The organism is Pseudoalteromonas sp. T1lg23B (assembly GCF_002964665.1).
Classification (GTDB): domain Bacteria; phylum Pseudomonadota; class Gammaproteobacteria; order Enterobacterales; family Alteromonadaceae; genus Pseudoalteromonas.
Window position 1 is genome coordinate 1,590,000 of sequence record NZ_PQBZ01000034.1, and the last position, 18,892, is coordinate 1,608,891.

Consider the following 18,892-nt stretch of genomic DNA (forward strand, 5'->3'; position numbering starts at 1 on the left):
GACAGTTTTATGAAACTGTATCTTGGAATTTAAAAAGCCCACAAAAAAAATGCGATATCATTTTACCGCATTATTTTTTGTAGACTATTGATGTTACAGGATTATTTAAATAATAATAATATTCAGCTAAAAATCGTAACGCAATGTCAGCGCCATATGTTCCTGATCAGGTGTGTTGTCTAAGTTAAACTGTGAGTACCAAATATACATACGTGCTTGCTTAGACAGGCTTTTTTCAACCCCTAATGACGTTGCATTACCTGCATCAGCAAGTTTGCCACTCGCACCATCAGAATCTTGGTATTGAGCCAATAATTTATAACTATCAATTTTGTAGGAAGCACTGACCAAATAGCTGTCAATCTTATCGTCGCTATCAACTTTTTCACTTTGCTGATACATGCCCCCTAACGTGGCGTTACCAATTCGCCCCTGCACCGTTACTCGATTAATATCATGGCCTGCCACTTCATTATCATGAGCAACGCTGATATAAATTGGTGTTTTTTTCAGTTTACTGTCACCATACATTCCCGCGACAGATATCCCCGACTCGCCATTTTGTTTACTGTTATCTTCTGCAATATAACTGACCACAAATTTCAAATGGTTCAACTCAGGAGTGGTATATTGGACTGTATCACCGAGACGATTCTCCCCCGCGAAGAATCCTTTAATATCAGCTTCAAAGTCATTCATCATGTCCATACTGCCCTGTGACTTTTTGACCGCTGTATCGTCCCGACCAATCAAAACTTGCCCAAAACTACCTTTAACACCTACATATTGGGAGCGAGCGGTAATATTTTCACCGCTTTTGCCGTCTTGGTCGTTATCGGCTGGATTCACTTCAAATTCGTATTTAAAAAAGGCTTCAAGCCCATCACTCACCTGCGCTTGCCCTTTTACACCCAATCTAGATGCATAGCTTTCAATGCTTGTTTCGGAATCGTCCGCAATATCGCTATATTGTACTCCAGCATGAACTCGACCATACACTTTCACTTCTTCTGCACCAACCAAATTAGAAGCAATCAGCAATAATGGACCTAAAATTGTTAACGTATTTGTTTTCATTTTTAGCGCAGCCTTAGTCAATGATGATAGTTCTTATCCCTGAACTGGTGAGCTCATTGTTACGAGCAGTAATATAAAAATTAGCTGTTAATTATGGGAGATCAAGAAATATGTATGCTTGGGATCAAATTTGTACTAAGTAGAGACTTTGGGATCAAATTCTTACCAACACGATCCTATTTCGGATCAATATTTTACTAGCCCGAACCACATAATTACCTTGATAACCATTGAATTAGCTATTTATTGTGCAAATATAGCCATAACAACGATCATATCTCTTAGAGCTAGTAAAAAACTGATCCCAAACCGCAAATACAACTAACATATTGATCTTTAAATATGATCGGATAGTAAAAAACTGATCCAAAAAAAAGCCTCAAGTATGAGGCTTTTCTTAACTAATAGTGGACTTAGTTATTATTTGATCTGAGCGTTTAACTCGCCTGAAAGGTACTTTAAGTGCATTTCATCTAGAGAAATTGGCTTGATCTTACTGGCATTACCGGCAGTACCAAACGCTTCATAACGATCAATACAGATCTCAGTCATCGCCTTGGTCGCTTCAGCCAAGAACTTACGAGGATCGAAGTTTGCAGGGTTATGAGCTAGATGGCGACGAATTGCACCCGTTGATGCTAAGCGTAAGTCTGTATCGATATTAACTTTACGCACACCGTGTTTGATCCCTTCAACGATTTGTTCAACTGGCACACCGTATGTTTCTGGAATTTCTCCACCATATTCATTGATCACCGCTAACCAATCTTGTGGCACCGACGAAGAACCATGCATCACTAAGTGTGTGTTTGGAATACGCGCATGAATTTCTTTAATGCGGTTAATAGCCAAAATATCACCTGTGGGTGGACGAGTGAATTTATACGCACCATGTGATGTACCACATGCAATCGCGAGTGCGTCTACACCGGTTTTACTGACAAAATCAGCAGCTTCTTCAGGGTCTGTTAATAACTGATCGTGAGTCAGTTTGCCTACGGCACCAATGCCATCTTCTTCACCGGCTTCACCTGTTTCTAAAGAGCCTAGTACACCCAGCTCACCTTCAACCGAAACACCACAAGCGTGTGCCATTTCAACAGTACGACGCGTCACATCAACATTGTATTCATAGCTTGATGGTGTTTTACCATCATCAAGTAAAGATCCATCCATCATTACAGATGAGAACCCTAATTGGATTGAACGTTGGCACACAGCAGGAGATGTACCGTGGTCCTGATGCATTACTACTGGAATGTGTGGCCATTCCTCAATAGCAGCAAGGATCATGTGGCGTATAAACGGTGCGCCAGCATAAGCACGAGCACCCGCAGAACCTTGTACAATCACTGGGCTGTTTGTTTTGTCAGCCGCTTCCATGATCGCACGCATTTGTTCCTGGTTGTTTACGTTAAAAGCTGGAACTCCATAACCATGCTCTGCAGCATGATCGAGAAGTTGACGCATACTGATTAAAGCCATAATGCTTTCTCCAATAGTCGATAGCTTATCGCTATCTTGTTTGAACGGGATAAATTGTGTGTAGCCTAAGCTACGTACATTTGTTGATATCTAAGTGAGAGTGATATAAACAAATAAGGCCAGCGAACGCTGGCCCATAAAAATTAAACGTTTGCTCTTTTCTCAAGCATAGCTACTGCCGGTAGTTTTTTCCCTTCTAAAAACTCTAAAAAGGCTCCACCACCAGTAGAAATATAAGAAATATCACCTGCTACGCCATATTTGTCGATTGCAGCTAATGTATCGCCACCACCGGCAATTGAAAACGCGCTAGATTTTGCAATGGCATTGGCAATCGCTTCGGTACCATTACCAAATTGATCAAACTCGAATACACCAACAGGTCCATTCCAAACTACCGTACCTGCTTTTTCGATAATCTTGGCTAAAGTATTTGCAGTCTCGGGGCCAATGTCAAAGATCATGTCTTCGTCTGTGATTTCACTCACATTCTTTATGGTTGCCACTGCCGATTCTGAAAACTCAGAACCAACAACCACATCGGTTGGTACAGGAATGTCGCCATCATTTGCGCGAGCTGCATCTGTTAATTTATTCGCTTCTGCGATTAAATCTTTTTCATATAGAGATTTACCAACAGGATGGCCTGCTGCTGCGATAAAGGTATTAGCAATGCCGCCACCAGCTACGAGTTGATCAACCACCGTTGACAATGAGTCAAGTACGGTTAATTTTGTCGATACTTTTGAACCACCCACAATCGCCACCAGTGGACGAGCTGGGTTATCAAGGGCTTTACCGAGCGCTTCAAGCTCTGCAGCAAGCAACGGACCCGCACATGCAATCGGTGCAAATAACCCCACACCATGTGTTGAAGCTTGTGCTCGGTGAGCTGTACCAAAAGCATCCATCACATACACATCACACAGTGCAGCCAATTGCTTAGCCAACGTCTCGTCATCTTTCTTTTCACCCACGTTAAAGCGGACATTTTCAAAAACGACGACTTCGTTATCTGCAATCTCAACACCATTAAGATAATCAGTTACCAAGCGAACGTTTTGTGGCAAAGCATCATTCAAATAGTCAACAACTGGTTGCATAGAATATTGTGCATCATACTCACCCTCCGTTGGACGGCCCAAGTGCGACATCACCATCACTTTAGCACCCTTCTCAAGTGCAAGTTTGATAGTGGGCAGTGATGCGCGGATGCGTGCATCAGAGGTCACTTTGCCCTCTTTAACAGGCACATTCAAATCTTCACGGATTAACACGCGCTTACCGCTTAAATCTAAATCAGTCATTTTAATGACAGACATGGACTTCTCCTTCATTAACGATACTTCAATATTCAAATAATTTATCTAGCAGCCATCATTGCCACTGCTGTGTCGAGCATTCGATTCGCAAAGCCCCACTCGTTATCACACCACACTAACAATTTTACGAGTCGTCTATGGCTAACTCGAGTTTGTGTGCCATCAATGATACAGGAGTGCGAGTCATGATTGAAATCAACCGAGACCAAAGGTTCTTCGGTATAACTCAAGATACCCTCTAAGCGCCCTGATGCAGCTTGTTGTAACACCTGATTGACTCGCACTAAATCTACATCGGCGTTAAGTGTCACGCTTAAATCCATCGCCGTCACATTAATGGTGGGCACGCGTACCGCGATGGCCTCAAAACGGCTATGAAATTTAGGTAATATACGTTCAATACCGCGTGCCAGTTTAGTATCCACAGGGATAATTGATTGGCTGGCTGCACGAGTACGTCTTAGATCACTATGATATGCGTCAATAACTTGCTGATCATGCATAGAAGCATGGATGGTCGTGATCGCTCCAGATTCAATACCAAAAGCATCATCCAACACCTTTATGACAGGTACGATGCAATTAGTTGTACATGAACCATTAGATACAATACTATGTGAAGACTGAAGCTCTTCATCATTGATACCATATACGATGGTCGCATCAACGTCCGCATCCGCTGGTTGAGAAAAAAGCACTTTTTTTGCGCCCGCATTTAAATGGCGCATCGCATCCGCACGAGAATGAAACACTCCAGTACACTCAAGTACCACATCAACATCCAACGCCTGCCACGGCAATAAACTAGGGTCAGCTTCATTAAATAGTTGGATTGTATCACCAGCAACATTTAAATACGGAGCTTGATGGCTTACATCAAACGCAAAACGCCCATGAGAAGTATCATATTTTAAGAGGTGGGCAACGGCTTTAGGGTCTGCTAATTCGTTGATAGCAACAACTTGAATTTCGTGCTGGCGTCCAGACTCGTACAAAGCGCGTACTATGTTGCGACCGATACGACCAAAACCATTAATTGCCAGTTTGATTGCCATTAAATTGAAAATCCAGCTAAATGCGAATAATTACAGGAGCTTTGCTCCTAAGGTGGCGCTATTGTAATCGACCATGGTTAAATGTGTAAGGGTAATGACAAACTTTTTTTACATACCGAGTTGAAATACGGGTTCGCATGAACCTAATCCATGCTCAAAGCGCAAGTCTAGACCTTGCCACGACTCTTGTATCAAGTAGCGGCTCGCTGAAGTAATTGTCCAAGCTTGAGACGTTTACCTGAACTAATTGCACTGCTCTGAGCTAGTAAAAGCTCAGCAGTGGCCAAAGAGTCCGTTAACGCATTATGCACAGCATAATCTGGCAGGTGATAACGGCTGCGACATGCCGACAAAGTTAAACTCTGTATGTTTAATGGCTCAGTTCGCGCCGCTAAACGACGCTTTTCGATTGCCATGGTATCCAATATAGCTAACGGACTTAACACTAAGTCGTAACATTGACATGCCTTTTTTAAAAAAGCCCAATCCAACGGGGCATTATGACACACCAGTATTTTTCCCTCTAACGCAGCGGCTAATCGTGTCAGAATAGAGTTTATCGACTCACCTTGTTCCAGCATCTGTTCATCAATGCCATGGTATACAGGGCTTTGCGACAACGCCTTCACTTCTTTATTCAAAAAATATTCGGCAGAGTCTAAACGCACTTTTCCCTGCTCTAGCACCAGCCAAGCGGCGGAAACTATCTCATCTTTTTGAGCATCCAGTCCGGTGAGTTCAAGATCCAGGATCAAATACCGTGCAGCGTTAAATTCGAGTTGGCGCAACTTCATTCTGCAGTATAACTTACGCCACCAGCGTACCAACCATCTCATAGGCTGCCTCTGGCAAATTTAAACGCACAAGCCTGTTGCGCTTGTTTTATCAGGTAAAAAGCTTCTTTTAATTGATGCCTCTCTAGTGAGGTGAGGTGCTGCGGGTTGATGCAGTTTTCTGGTAACTGCTCATGTTCTAGCTGGGTTTTGAGTCTGAGTTGAGTGAGATAGCGCCAGCAGTCTTTTAAATCGTAAATATCTGCTTTGTTCAAAAGCGTAGCACCTAGCAAGGCATCTAAACGCTCTAAGGTATTCGCTTTATAGATCTGGGCTTTGAGCGCGTACAGACGGACCAGATCATTAATGATCACCACCCCACGACGTTTTAAATCCAAATACTTATGTTGCTGTTGGTCTGTTTCCAATTTAAATTGCTGAAACAAGCCCAAAGGCACTGAGTTAGTACTAATATCGGTCGCCATGGCCGCAAAAAACAATTCATTCTTTGTTAATTCACTTAACTGTGTGGCGAACTCATTATACAAAACACTACTGCCTTCAATAAATCGGATATCGAAATAGATTTTGCAATTGAGCATTGCCTTTGGCGTTGGCTGAGCTATCCAGTTTTCAAAACGTGCTAACCACTGCTTGAGCGAACCTCGACAATCCGCATTACTGGCCATGATATTACCGGGACAAGTACGAATACCACAGTGAGCCAGTTGCTCGCACACAAATTGCCCTAATCCCGCAAAATAGCGCCGCTGTTCATCGTTCACGTCATCAGGCAGCAACAAACCGTTATCTTGATCCGAGTGTAGCGTTTGTTCTTCTCTGGCTTGTGATCCAAAACAGATCCAACTGAAGGCACATGGAGCCTCACCGTGCTCTAACTGGTACAACGCAATTAACCGAGCGGTAAGTGCATCACTAAGGCCACTCAGTAATTTACCTATCAAAGAGATATCTTCGATGTTGTTGGCGAAACTTTTTAGCAAGGTAGGGATCTCTGTTGCACATAACTTTAGTTGGGTGAGGCTTTGTGCTTTGTAAATCTTACCTATTAATTGTACCGGATCGCTCTTTTGCTGACGCAACAAATCGGTACTGGTTAGCATTCCAAGGGGCTCATGGCGCTCGTTTAGCACAGGCAAGTGATGAATATTATGCTTGAGCATTAAGTGCAGTGCTGAAAACACCCGATTATGTTCAAATATGTATTTTGGTGAGTCAGTCATAATCGATGCAATCGACTGCTGCGGTGATATTCCTACGGCGAGTACTCTATTTCGTAAATCTCGGTCCGTCACCACTCCCAACAACTTTTGCTGCTCACTGATAATAATCGACGAAACCGAATGTTGGCTCATGGTTTTTGCCGCATCATAAATGCTCGCATCCGGTGCCAGCATAACAGCGCCTTTAGTCATCACATCACTGATCTTCTTTTCCGACCAGCTATCACGACTTTGTTTATAGTGCGAGGAAAGTAGACGGTTAGCATGTGCTTTTACAAAGTGCTGCTCAAATACTTTATATTCGCGGCGTAAAAACTCAAAGTCTTCTTCTTTGAGTAGATAAACTAAACCAGCAACATTGACCTGTAGCTGGTTTTTAATGGCTTCACCAGTAAGCAATGACGGGTAACCAAAGTAGTCACCTTCAGCCAAACGTGTGATCACTTCACCATGTGCGGTGAGTAAGTCATAACTACCAGAGCGGACAAGGTACAAATATAAATTGCCACTGCGTAACCATTGATGCTGGTTTTGCTCGGTCAGATAAATCACCTCAATATGGGTGGAAAAGAAATGGCTGGCTGCTTCTGGTAGCTGACTAAACGGCATTTGCTTACTAACAAACCGTTTAACCTCTGCAATTTCAGGTATCATCCTCGCTCCTAAACTGTTCGCCAATAACCATCGGGTAACCCGTTATTCTTGAACTAAAAACCCAGCCCATTGGGCTGGGTTGTCCCTTACAATACTAGCAAATGAATCTAGTGCGCGTGGGCGGCACTGGACCCTTTAGGATTACGGATACTTTCCACCATTTGCTGTACTTCCTCTGGTGTCTGCGCCGTCAATTTGAGTACCACAGCAGCGACAATGAAATTCACCATCATACCCACAATACCTATTCCTTCAGGTGAAATCCCAAACAACCAGTTCGCTGGAGTATTAAGTTCTGGACTAATAAACTTGAAGTAGATGATATATGCCGCCGTAAAGGTTATCCCAGTGACCATACCTGCAATCGCACCTTCTTTGTTCATACGTTTAGAAAAAATCCCCATAATGATCGCAGGGAAGAAGCTTGCTGCCGCAAGACCAAACGCAAACGCCACGACCGATGCAACAAATCCCGGCGGATTAATACCAAAGTAAGCAGAAATAACTATCGCAACCATGGCCGATAAGCGCGCCGCTAACAGCTCTTGTTTATCACTGATGTTGGGCTTCAAGGTTCGCTTAAGTAGGTCATGAGACACCGAGGTTGAAATAACCAATAGAAGGCCTGCTGTGGTCGAAAGTGCCGCTGCAATTCCGCCTGCGGCAACCAGTGCAATCACCCATGCCGGTAAATCAGCAATTTCGGGATTTGCCAACACCATAATATCACGGTCAATTTGCACCTCGTTGGCACTATTTGGGTCGCTAATTTTGCCTGACGAATAGAACATCTTGCCGTCATTGTTTTTGTCTTCAAACACAATCAGCCCTGTTCTTTCCCAGTTTTTTACCCAAGTTGGTGCCTCCGCATAGGCTGTACCACTGCCATCTTTACCATTAATAGTATCAATCATATTAACGCGAGCGAAGGAGGCTACTGCGGGTGCAGTCGTGTAAACAATAGCAATGAACACAAGTGTCCATGCTGCCGAGATGCGCGTGTCTTTAACGCGAGGTACAGTGAAAAAGCGCACAATAACATGAGGCAGGCCTGCCGTGCCTACCATCAGAGCTGCCGTGATGGCAAACACATCTATCATGCTTTTTGAGCCTTCAGTATATTGTGCAAATCCCAACTCAGCACTGAGACCATCAAGCTTATCCAACACATACATACCAGAACCATCAGCAAGTGTTGCACCAAAGCCTGTTTGGGGTAGTAAATGTCCCGTCATCATCAAGGAAATAAAAATAGCAGGCACTAGATACGCGAACACTAACACACAGTATTGTGCAACTTGGGTATAGGTTATCCCCTTCATGCCACCAAGTACGGCATAGAAGAAAACGATCACCATACCAATGTATACACCTGTTTCTATATCCACCTCAAGAAAGCGAGAAAATACCACGCCAACACCACGCATTTGACCTGCTATGTAAGTAAAACAAATGAAAATGGCACACATAATGGCAACGACACGCGCAACCTGTGAGTAGTAACGGTCGCCGATAAAGTCGGGGACTGTGAATTTACCGAACTTACGAAGATAAGGCGCAAGACACAGCGCTAACAATACATAGCCACCAGTCCATCCCATGAGGTACACGCCACCGTCATAACCTGCAAATGAAATAATCCCCGCCATGGAAATAAATGACGCAGCACTCATCCAGTCAGCAGCCGTTGCCATCCCATTTGCGAACGGTGGAACGCCGCCACCTGCAACATAGAAATCTTGAGTGGAGCCAGCACGAGCCCAGATTGCAATACCGATATAGAGCGCAAAGCTCAAACCGACGATTATAAATGTGAGAGTTTGTACATCCATCATAATGCCCCTATTCGTCTACGCCGTATTTTTTATCCAGTGCATTCATCTTGAATACGTAGACAAAAATCAAAGCAACAAATGTGTAAATTGCCCCTTGTTGTGAAAACCAAAAACCCAGTTTGAATCCGAAAAAGCGGATTTCATTGAGTACATCCACCAGCAAAATGCCAAAACCGAAAGAAACGACAAACCAAATTGCCAACAGTTTAAACATTAAGGTGAGATTTTCTGACCAGTATGCTTTTGCTTGTTGTTCATCTTTAAAAGCCATTTTATATCCCCTATCACGTGCTCGCTCTGGAGCTGTGTTGGTGTTAATTGTCACCATTTACCTTAGCAACGGCTTGATAAGAATAAATTGAGACCTTAGTCGTAGCAGTAACATTACGTTTACGTCAACTGCACCTTGAGGAAAAATAATGTTGAATTAATTCATTTAATAACAATATGTTAGGTGAAATTGAAAACATTTATTGAGATGTTCTACGCAAAATATGACGCTTATACGACATTAGTCTAAATCTACTTGAGAAAAATCACTTATTATTTATAAACAATACGTTATGAATTTTTCCGTGATTTCGCGTATACAGACACCGAATAAATCTGTGGTAAGGTAAAGTCACCTTGATTTTACAAGAATAATAATGACAGTAGCTCTAATTCTGGTCTCTCTCGGCTATATTGGCGTCTTGTTCTGGCTTGCCAACTGGGGAGATAAAACCACACCACTGGCAATGCGGATCACACATCATCCCTTTGTGTATGCTTTTTCGCTAGGTATCTATTGCACCTCATGGACATATTACGGATCCGTCGGCTCTGCCGCAGAAAGTAGCTGGCACTACTTACCAATTTTACTCGGACCCGCTTTGTTGTTTGTCTTTGGTCATGGTTTTTTGCGTAAGTTGATTTTGGTTAGTAAAAAGCAAAACATTACCACCATCGCCGATTTTATCTCCGCCCGTTACGGCAAGCGCCAAGCCACCGCAGTTATGGTCACTATGATTGCACTGCTGGCCACCATCCCCTACATTGCATTACAACTCAAAGCGCTTAGCAGCAGCTTCTTATTATTGCAACAGGGATCACTGCTCTCAGGGAGTGCTTTAGCTTTGACAGGTACACTGATCATGGCGTTATTCGCCATCTTTTTTGGCACCAGAAAAGTGGATGTGACCGAATATCGTTCAGGTCTAATGTTGGCCGTTGCTTTTGAGTCCATTATAAAATTCATCGCGCTGGGAGCGGTTGCGATTTTAGCCATAATTGCACTACTCAAGGTACCAGATAGTCGCACTATTAATATTGAGCATTGGTTGGACTTTGATGCCTTTAATTTCAATTTCGTAGGTCAAAGCCTCATGGCAGCTGCGGCTATTATTTGTTTGCCACGGCAATTTCATGTCACCGTGGTGGATAACCAAGATCGTCGTCACTTACGCACCGCTCGCTGGGCCTTTCCATTATACCTATTGCTCATTGCAGCCATGATCATTCCAATTGCAACGGCAGCAATACACCCACAAATCGGCGCTGATATTGCCGCCGACAGCTTTGTATTGGCGCTGCCATTAATGCAAGACCACCCAATCATCACCACCTTTGTATTTATCGGTGGTCTATCAGCAGCTACGGCCATGATAGTCGTTGCCACGCTCACGCTCAGTACGATGCTCTCAAACGATGTCGTACTACCACTGTTACTGAAACGAAAGTTAAAGCGCAGTGCCCTCACCCGCAACTATAAAACCCCCATTTTAATGATCCGCCGCATCATTATCGCTGCGATCTTATTACTCGCTTATTTATATCAACAATGGTTTGGCCACGGTGAAGCACTGGCGAATATGGGGTTGGTTGCGTTTTCACTGGTCACACAGTTGTTGCCTGCCATTGTCGGTGGCCTATACTGGCGTAAAGGTCACGCCTATGGCGTTTATGCTGGCTTGCTGGCCGGCTTTATCTGCTGGGCACTATTTTTAATGCTGCCTGTCGTGGGCACCGGTATCGCGCTGGATTACGAACTGCGTCAAAGCATTATTACTCGAGGAACATTACTTGCTTTGTGTGCGAATGTTATCTGTTACATCAGTTTTTCGCTCGCGGCACATGAGCGTTTAATCGACAAAATTCAGGCCGCTGCGTTTGTTTATCCAAAAGAGCAGGCTGGATTTGCAAAACGCTTGGATAAAAACATAAAAGCCAGCGTGTACGACTTTAAAGTTTTGCTGCAAACATTCTTAGGTATTCAACGCTCAGGACAACTCCTCAGTCAATACGCACAAAGCAATCAAATTGATGACAATAATGCCTATCCCGACGCTGACTTTATCGCATATTGTGAACGTGCACTCACTGGTGTACTCGGTGCCTCTTCAGCACAAGCACTGATCCATACCGTTGCCTCGGGTAAACAAATGGCCTTTGAGGAGGTGGTAAACTTCTTCGACGAAACCACGCAAGCATTACAGTTCAATCAAAACCTGCTGTATACCTCTTTGGAAAATCTCAGTCATGGCCTTTCAGTAGTTGATAAAGAGCTGAATTTAGTTGCTTGGAACAAGCGTTACAGCGAAATGTTTGACTACCCAGATGGCTTTTTAGAAGTTGGCCTACCCATCGAAAAAGTCATCCGCTTCAACGCACAAAGAGGTGAGTGTGGACCCGGTGACATCGAGCGACTAGTTGAAAAGCGCGTACAGCATCTACGTAATGGCACACCACATCACTTTATTCGCCATCGTCGCGATGGGCAAGTGTATGAAATGCGTGGTAATCCATTACCAGAGGGCGGTTTTGTGACCAGTTTTTCTGATATCACTATGCACATCAACACCCAAAATGCGCTGGAAGAAATCAATATGGACTTGGAGAATCGTATTGAGGCGCGTACACAAGAAATTCGTACCATCAACACCGACTTACAGGCACAGATAACTTCTCGAATAGCAACGGAACATGCGCTAATGGCCGCCAAAAAAGAAGCTGAGCGTGCCAATGATAGTAAAACCCGCTTTTTGGCACTGGCAAGTCACGATATTTTACAGCCTCTCAATGCGGCCCGCTTGTACTTAGCAGCCATTGATGCTCGACCATTGAGCCAATTTGACCGAGGGAATTTTGACAAACTCGCTGATAGCCTAGACTCTACGGTTCACCTCATGTCAGCTCTTTTAGACATCGCCAAGTTGGAACAAGGAGCGATGCAACCCACGCCACGACATTTTTGTATTGATGACATTCTCGGCCCACTGGCTAACGAGTACGCCATTTTATCCAGTGATAAGGGTTTACAGCTTAAGGTACGGAGTAATCATGCGATTGTTCACAGTGATACAACCTATCTACGTCGGATCATCCAAAACCTAGTTTCAAATGCAGTGAAATACACCGACGAAGGTAAGGTACTCATTGCCTGTCGTCACCGAAAGCATAGCTTGAGACTAGACGTGTGGGACACTGGCCCCGGTATATCTCAGCACCAACTCAGTAAAATATTTAATGACTTCTATCGTATTCAAAGCAATGACAATAAAGGGATTGGCTTGGGACTTGGGGTCGTCAAACGCCTGTGTGATCTGCTTAGCCTTGAGCTATCTGTTAGTTCAAAAATTGGCAAAGGCAGTTGCTTTAGCATCACCATCCCAATCGGTGATGAGCAACTGGTCGAACATAAGGTTCAAGCCGGCACGCTACTGTCAGACATAGAAAAGCAATCTCCACTGCATATTATTGCTGTTGATGATGATCCAAAGAATTTGCAAGCCATGGCGAGCTTACTGAGTAAATGGCAAATGAAACACAGCCTGTTTACTCACTCATTGGATGCTATCGAATATGCAAAGACCCACGCCGCACCAGATATTATTTTGATGGACTATCAACTCGGTGAACAAAGCGATGGCATTACATTGGTAAAAACCCTACGAGAAATTTGGCAACATCCCGTGCCTGCTATTTTGATCACGGCGGTCCGAGATGAGGCATTAAAACAGCATACCAAAGCTGAAAATATTCATTATTTAAGTAAGCCAATAAAGCCTGCCAAGCTGAAGGCACTGCTCAATCATACTTTTTAATTTTCCCGCGTGGGCCAATGGCTCACACATTGTGCAAGAATAATTTTTATAAAGACAAAATAAAACTAAAAAATCAATCAGTTAATATTATTAGCAGTAAGAATATGCCATTTTGTTGAAATTAATAGTTAACCAAATGGATTTCGATTGCTAGTATGCTAAACCCCCCATATTTACAGGGGTGAATACAGGAATGAGGAACATGAACTATATACTTACCACACAATGTGCGGATGGCGTTGGCTTAATCGCCAAGATAACCAACCTCTGTTTTGAACATAATTTAAACATCACTCGCAACAATGAATTTGTAGACCGCGAGGGCTCACGCTTTTTTATGCGTACCGAGTTAACCGGTGAACCCAGCGAGCTGTTCTTATCACAACTAAGAGAACAACTCCCTCACGGTGCTAAGGTTGCACTTCATCATGGTGAAAAGACCAAAGTGGTTTTACTGGCAACGAAAGAGGCTCACTGTCTTGGCGGTGTACTCCTTAAACAGTACGAAAACGCCATGAATATAGAAGTACAGGCCGTAATTGCTAACTACCGAGATCTGGAACCCTTAGTTAAGGGTTTTGGCATTCCCTTTCACTGTGTGCCTCACACAGGTTTAAGCAGATTTGAACATGATGAAAAAATGGCTGAGGTGATAGAACAATATCAACCGGATATTATAGGACTGGCTAAATACATGCGCATACTCAGCCCAGAATTTGTGGCGCGATTTAGCAATCAGATCATTAATATTCACCACTCATTTTTACCTGCATTTATCGGAGCTAAACCTTATCATCAGGCATTTGAGCGCGGTGTAAAAATTATTGGCGCCACTGCCCACTTTGTGAATGATGAGCTGGATGAAGGGCCGATTATCGTCCAAGATGTCACTCAGGTGAGCCACGCCAACGATGCGGATAGTATGGCTAAAATGGGTCGCGATATTGAAAAAACTGTGTTTTGTAAAGCGATTCAATTAGCATCGGAACACAAGGTCTTTATCAATGCCAACAAAACCGTTGTGTTTAGTTGATAATGCTCTCTAAGCGATATAAAAAGCGCTACGGCGCTTTTTTTATGGTTGTGTATCGATAGGTTCTAGCTGTAACTTTGAGGCGATCAAAACAGCCTGAGTCCGGTTATACACTCCAAGCTTTCTGAAAATTGCCGTAATATGTGCTTTGACCGTCGCCTCAGAGATATGTAGTTCAAAGGCTATTTGCTTGTTCAACAAGCCTTCATGTAGATACTGAAGCACTTTGAACTGCTGTGGTGTTAAAGAGGCCACCTGCTGCGCAAGCGCTTTATCTTCGTGTTCAATATTTGCCACTTTGTCTTTGATGTTTTCAGGTAACCAGTTATCACCCTCTAACACCGTATCTATCGCCATGGCGATATCATGAGGGGATGAAGATTTAGGAATAAACCCCATCGCTCCATATCCCATCACTTTAGAGATCACCGTTAAATCTTCACTGCCAGATACCACCACCACAGGAAGACTAGGAAAATCTTCTCGAATTCGGATCAAACCATACAAATCGCCACTACCTGGCATATGCAAATCGAGCAATAATAAATCTAGTTCATCCTGTTTTGCCAGAATAGCCAATGTGGCATCAAAGGTATCTGCTTCGAATACTGTGAGCGTTTCGAACTGATTTTTAATGCGCCTTTCAACGCCGCTCTAAATAACGGATGATCGTCTGCAATTAAAAACTGATTCATATTTGCTCCTAACAATTCGGCTGTCATCGTGACCAATGACAGCCGATATAGTCGTTTAGAATTTAATGAAATTCAAGCTTTTAACGTTCAATTAACGATTTAAGCGGTTTTCTATTAGTTCATCAACAACACTTGGATCGGCCAAAGTAGAAGTGTCACCAAGCTGCTGATATTCGTTGGCTGCAATCTTACGCAAAATTCGACGCATAATTTTACCCGAACGCGTTTTTGGTAAGTTTGGTGACCACTGGATCATGTCTGGTGATGCGATTGGGCTGAGCTCTTTTCTAACCCAATTACGCACATCTTTAGTCAACTCTTCTGTCACCGTTACGCCTTCGTTCGGAGTAATATAGACATAAATACCTTGACCCTTGATGTCATGTGGATAGCCAACAACAGCCGCTTCCGCTACGGACTCATGCGCAACCAACGCACTTTCAATTTCAGCCGTGCCTAAGCGATGCCCAGACACATTGAGCACATCATCAACTCGACCTGTGATCCAATAATAACCATCTTCGTCGCGACGACAACCGTCACCTGTGAAATACACACCTGGGTATGCAGAAAAGTAAGTTTGTTCAAAACGCTCGTGATCGCCATAAACAGTGCGGGCTTGTGACGGCCAGCTATCTAATATCACAAGGTTGCCCTCTGCCTCACCCGATAACTCATTTCCCTGTGCATCAAATAAGGCTGGTGCAATACCAAAGAAAGGTCTGGTTGCTGAACCCGGCTTCATATCCGTCGCACCTGGCAATGGCGTGATCATGATGCCGCCCGTTTCAGTTTGCCACCACGTATCAACAATTGGACACTGGCCGTTACCAATGTGCTCATGGTACCAAGACCATGCTTCTGGGTTAATTGGCTCACCTACTGAACCCAGCACTCTTAAACTGGTGCGTTTCGATGACGCGGTAGGCTCATCGCCCTTAGCCATTAAAGCGCGTATCGCTGTTGGCGCGGTATAAAGAATGGTGACATTATGCTTATCAACCACTTCACCGATACGACCAGAATTAGGGTACGTTGGTATCCCTTCAAAAAGCACTTGGGTACAACCATTGGCAAGCGGCCCATAGGCAATATAGCTGTGCCCCGTGATCCAACCCACATCGGCGCTACACCAATACACATCATCTTCTTTTAAGTCAAATACATACTCATGTGTCATGGACGTGTAAACCAAATAGCCACCTGTTGTGTGCACAACCCCTTTTGGCTGACCAGTTGACCCTGAGGTGTACAAAATAAAGAGTGGGTCTTCTGCATCCATAGGTGTTGGCGGACAAATAGGCTCAACGTCTGCAACTAGCTCATGCCACCAAACGTCATGTGATTGCCAGGTAACTTCGCCACCGGTCAATTGATGCACAATGACATGCTCAATGTTGACATCTGGCTGAGACAACGCTTCGTCAACATTGGCTTTGAGTGGCACACAATTACCACCACGGCGACCCTCATCAGAGGTGATCACCACTTTTGCGCCTGAGTCTTTGATACGATCGGCAATGGCAGACGGAGAAAAGCCGCCAAATACCACTGAATGAATCGCCCCAATACGCGCACAGGCTTGCATCGCATAAACCGCTTGTGGAGTCATTGGCATATATATCGCGACTCGGTCACCTTTGCTCACACCGAGCTTTTTCAGACCATTGGCCAATTTTGCGACTTCGTCGTGTAACTGTTGATAGGTGATATGTTCACTTTGCGCTGGGTTATCCCCTTCCCAGATCAGTGCAACCTTGTCCGCCTTTTTTTCTAAGTGGCGGTCAATGCAGTTATAAGAGGCGTTTAACTGACCGTCTTCGAACCACTTGATGCTGATCTCGCCTTTCTTAAAGGTGGTATTCTTCACTTGTGTATATGGCTTAGACCATTCGAGGCGTTGCCCATGTTCAGCCCAAAATCCTTGCGGATCCTCAATTGACTGCTTATACAGCGTGTTATATTTATCGTTATCAATGAGTGCATTGTTCTTGAAAGCTTCAGGAACTGGATAAATGCTCTGTGACATAGTCATCTCCATTTTAATTTACTTGCCGCTAGGCTTTGTCCAAGGATCACTCAGCCAAGGCCGTGAAAGTATTAGACCTTAGTTGTAGATATTGACTACTCTAACTTGGCACATGAAATTATCTCAAGCATTTTAAGTTTATCAACTTGCCGCTTTAAGCTTTCACCAAAGAAATAAATCTATTCTATATCAAAGTGTTGTAATTATATTATGGTCAACTCAACGTTTCTCATGAAGCCTATAGCAGACAATCTGTAACACCTTAGTCGTATAGACCAATGGGTAATTGAGTAATTACCACCCTTCATCAAAAGTGGATAACGACGTTTTTTACCAAGCGATAAAAAATCAAACAGATAAGTCGCTTTTCAGGAACAACGATTATGACAACATCATATTGCACTAAAAAAACAATGACTGCGCTCAGTGTCCTAAGCGTACTAAGTATGCCAGCAATAGCGACCGCCATAGACCAAACTGAAGTGAAGTACGGTGGTTATGTAAAACTCGACGCTATCTGGAGTGACTTTTCTGATGGCTCACTTGGCGGCGACAGTATAGGACGAGATTTTTATGTACCAGGGACAACGCCCGTTTCTTCGACTACAGCTGCTGATGCCGTTTTTGATATGCATGCTCGACAGTCTCGATTCAATCTGGCAACAAACACCAAATTAGACGATGGCAGCGAGATCAAAACCAAAGTTGAACTAGATTTCATTGCCTCTACAGGCGGGAATGAACGTGTCACAAACTCGTATTCGCCAAGGTTAAGGCAAGCTTTTATAACATACAAAGGCTGGCTGTTCGGACAGGCATGGAGTAACTTTCAAAACGTTGCCGCATTGCCTGAAACATTAGATTTCGTTGGTCCAGCGGAAGGCACCGTCTTCGTGCGTCAAGCCATGGTAAAATACAGCATCGGAAACTGGTCATTTTCTGCTGAAAACCCAGAAAGTACGGTGACGACCGCTGACAGTGGACGCGTAGAGACAGACGATGCAAGTATGCCTGACTTCACAGCTCGCTACACTTACAACGCTGACTGGGGTCACTTTGTGATTGCCGCTTTAGCACGACAACTGACCTATAAAGTAGCTAACATTGATGAAACCGAAAGCTCTTTTGGGGTGAGCGCTTCCGCGCGAGTGAACTTTGGCAAAAACAACCTTAAGTTCATGCTTACCCAAGGTCAGGGGTTAGGTCGATATGTGGGTTTAAACGTCGCCAATGGCGCCGTTTTTGATGGTAATGACTTACACGCAATTGATTCAACATCAGGCTTTATTAGTTATCAACATCATTGGAATGAGCAATTCCGCTCAACCTTCCTATACTCTTTCTTCTCAGCTGATAATGACGAAAGTCTCTTTAGCATTACGGGTAACCCTACCAAGTCAACGCACAGTTACAGCGCCAACTTGTTATACTCACCAGCTAAACAGTTAACATTCGGTATTGAATACAAAGTGGCGACTCGCGATACTGAAGCAAATATAGATGGCGACCTTAATCGCTTACAGCTCTCGGCCAAATATGTGTTTTAGTCAAAAACACTCTCTACTGAATTGGGTTTGAGTCATGAGACTCAGCCTACAGCAATAAAAA

12 protein-coding genes and 1 pseudogene are annotated in these 18,892 nt (G+C 43.8%); 3 read left to right on the top strand and 10 right to left on the bottom strand.

Going from position 1 to position 18,892, the window contains the following annotated elements; translation table 11 throughout:
* Positions 1–126 precede the first annotated feature (126 nt).
* The 8 genes from C2M32_RS15735 to C2M32_RS15770 form a co-directional block, all read right to left on the bottom strand.
* Positions 127–1,077, bottom strand: coding sequence for a porin (locus tag C2M32_RS15735; protein ID WP_105169234.1), 951 nt, complete (start codon positions 1,075–1,077; stop codon positions 127–129).
* Between the two features lie 420 nt (positions 1,078–1,497).
* A complete protein-coding gene (gene fba / locus C2M32_RS15740; protein ID WP_105169235.1) occupies positions 1,498–2,562 on the bottom strand; it encodes a class II fructose-bisphosphate aldolase in 1,065 nt (354 codons plus the stop codon).
* Between the two features lie 143 nt (positions 2,563–2,705).
* A complete protein-coding gene (locus C2M32_RS15745) occupies positions 2,706–3,884 on the bottom strand; it encodes a phosphoglycerate kinase (RefSeq protein WP_105169236.1) in 1,179 nt (392 codons plus the stop codon).
* A gap of 41 nt (positions 3,885–3,925) precedes the next feature.
* Positions 3,926–4,939: an erythrose-4-phosphate dehydrogenase gene (gene epd, locus C2M32_RS15750; protein ID WP_105169237.1), complete on the bottom strand. Its 1,014-nt coding sequence runs from the start codon at positions 4,937–4,939 to the stop codon at positions 3,926–3,928.
* A gap of 191 nt (positions 4,940–5,130) precedes the next feature.
* Positions 5,131–5,775 (bottom strand): 3'-5' exonuclease, encoded by a 645-nt coding sequence (locus C2M32_RS15755; RefSeq protein WP_105169238.1) that lies wholly within the window; start codon positions 5,773–5,775, stop codon positions 5,131–5,133.
* Complete coding sequence (locus C2M32_RS15760) at positions 5,772–7,610, bottom strand: DUF294 nucleotidyltransferase-like domain-containing protein (protein WP_105169239.1); 1,839 nt, start codon at positions 7,608–7,610, stop codon at positions 5,772–5,774. The genes C2M32_RS15755 and C2M32_RS15760 overlap by 4 nt, the downstream gene beginning before the upstream one ends.
* A gap of 107 nt (positions 7,611–7,717) precedes the next feature.
* Positions 7,718–9,442 (bottom strand): sodium:solute symporter family protein, encoded by a 1,725-nt coding sequence (locus C2M32_RS15765; RefSeq protein WP_105169240.1) that lies wholly within the window; start codon positions 9,440–9,442, stop codon positions 7,718–7,720.
* Between the two features lie 10 nt (positions 9,443–9,452).
* The gene (locus C2M32_RS15770; RefSeq protein ID WP_105169328.1) at positions 9,453–9,716 is read right to left on the bottom strand and encodes a DUF4212 domain-containing protein; all 264 of its coding nucleotides are present in this window, start codon (positions 9,714–9,716) and stop codon (positions 9,453–9,455) included.
* A 376-nt stretch (positions 9,717–10,092) separates the two neighbouring features.
* Between C2M32_RS15770 and C2M32_RS15775 the strand changes: the two genes are divergently transcribed.
* Complete coding sequence (locus C2M32_RS15775; RefSeq protein WP_105169241.1) at positions 10,093–13,527, top strand: hybrid sensor histidine kinase/response regulator; 3,435 nt, start codon at positions 10,093–10,095, stop codon at positions 13,525–13,527.
* Between the two features lie 202 nt (positions 13,528–13,729).
* A complete protein-coding gene (purU, locus tag C2M32_RS15780) occupies positions 13,730–14,560 on the top strand; it encodes a formyltetrahydrofolate deformylase (RefSeq protein ID WP_105169242.1) in 831 nt (276 codons plus the stop codon).
* 42 nt (positions 14,561–14,602) lie between these two features.
* Here the strand turns inward: purU and C2M32_RS15785 are convergent.
* Both C2M32_RS15785 and acs read right to left on the bottom strand, forming a co-directional pair.
* A pseudogene (locus C2M32_RS15785) lies at positions 14,603–15,255 on the bottom strand (response regulator transcription factor).
* A gap of 91 nt (positions 15,256–15,346) precedes the next feature.
* Positions 15,347–17,284, bottom strand: a complete 1,938-nt coding sequence (gene acs / locus C2M32_RS15790) for an acetate--CoA ligase (RefSeq protein ID WP_105169243.1) — start codon at positions 17,282–17,284, stop codon at positions 15,347–15,349.
* A 383-nt stretch (positions 17,285–17,667) separates the two neighbouring features.
* Between acs and C2M32_RS15795 the strand changes: the two genes are divergently transcribed.
* Positions 17,668–18,831: a DcaP family trimeric outer membrane transporter gene (locus C2M32_RS15795; RefSeq protein WP_105169244.1), complete on the top strand. Its 1,164-nt coding sequence runs from the start codon at positions 17,668–17,670 to the stop codon at positions 18,829–18,831.
* Positions 18,832–18,892: the final 61 nt, after the last annotated feature.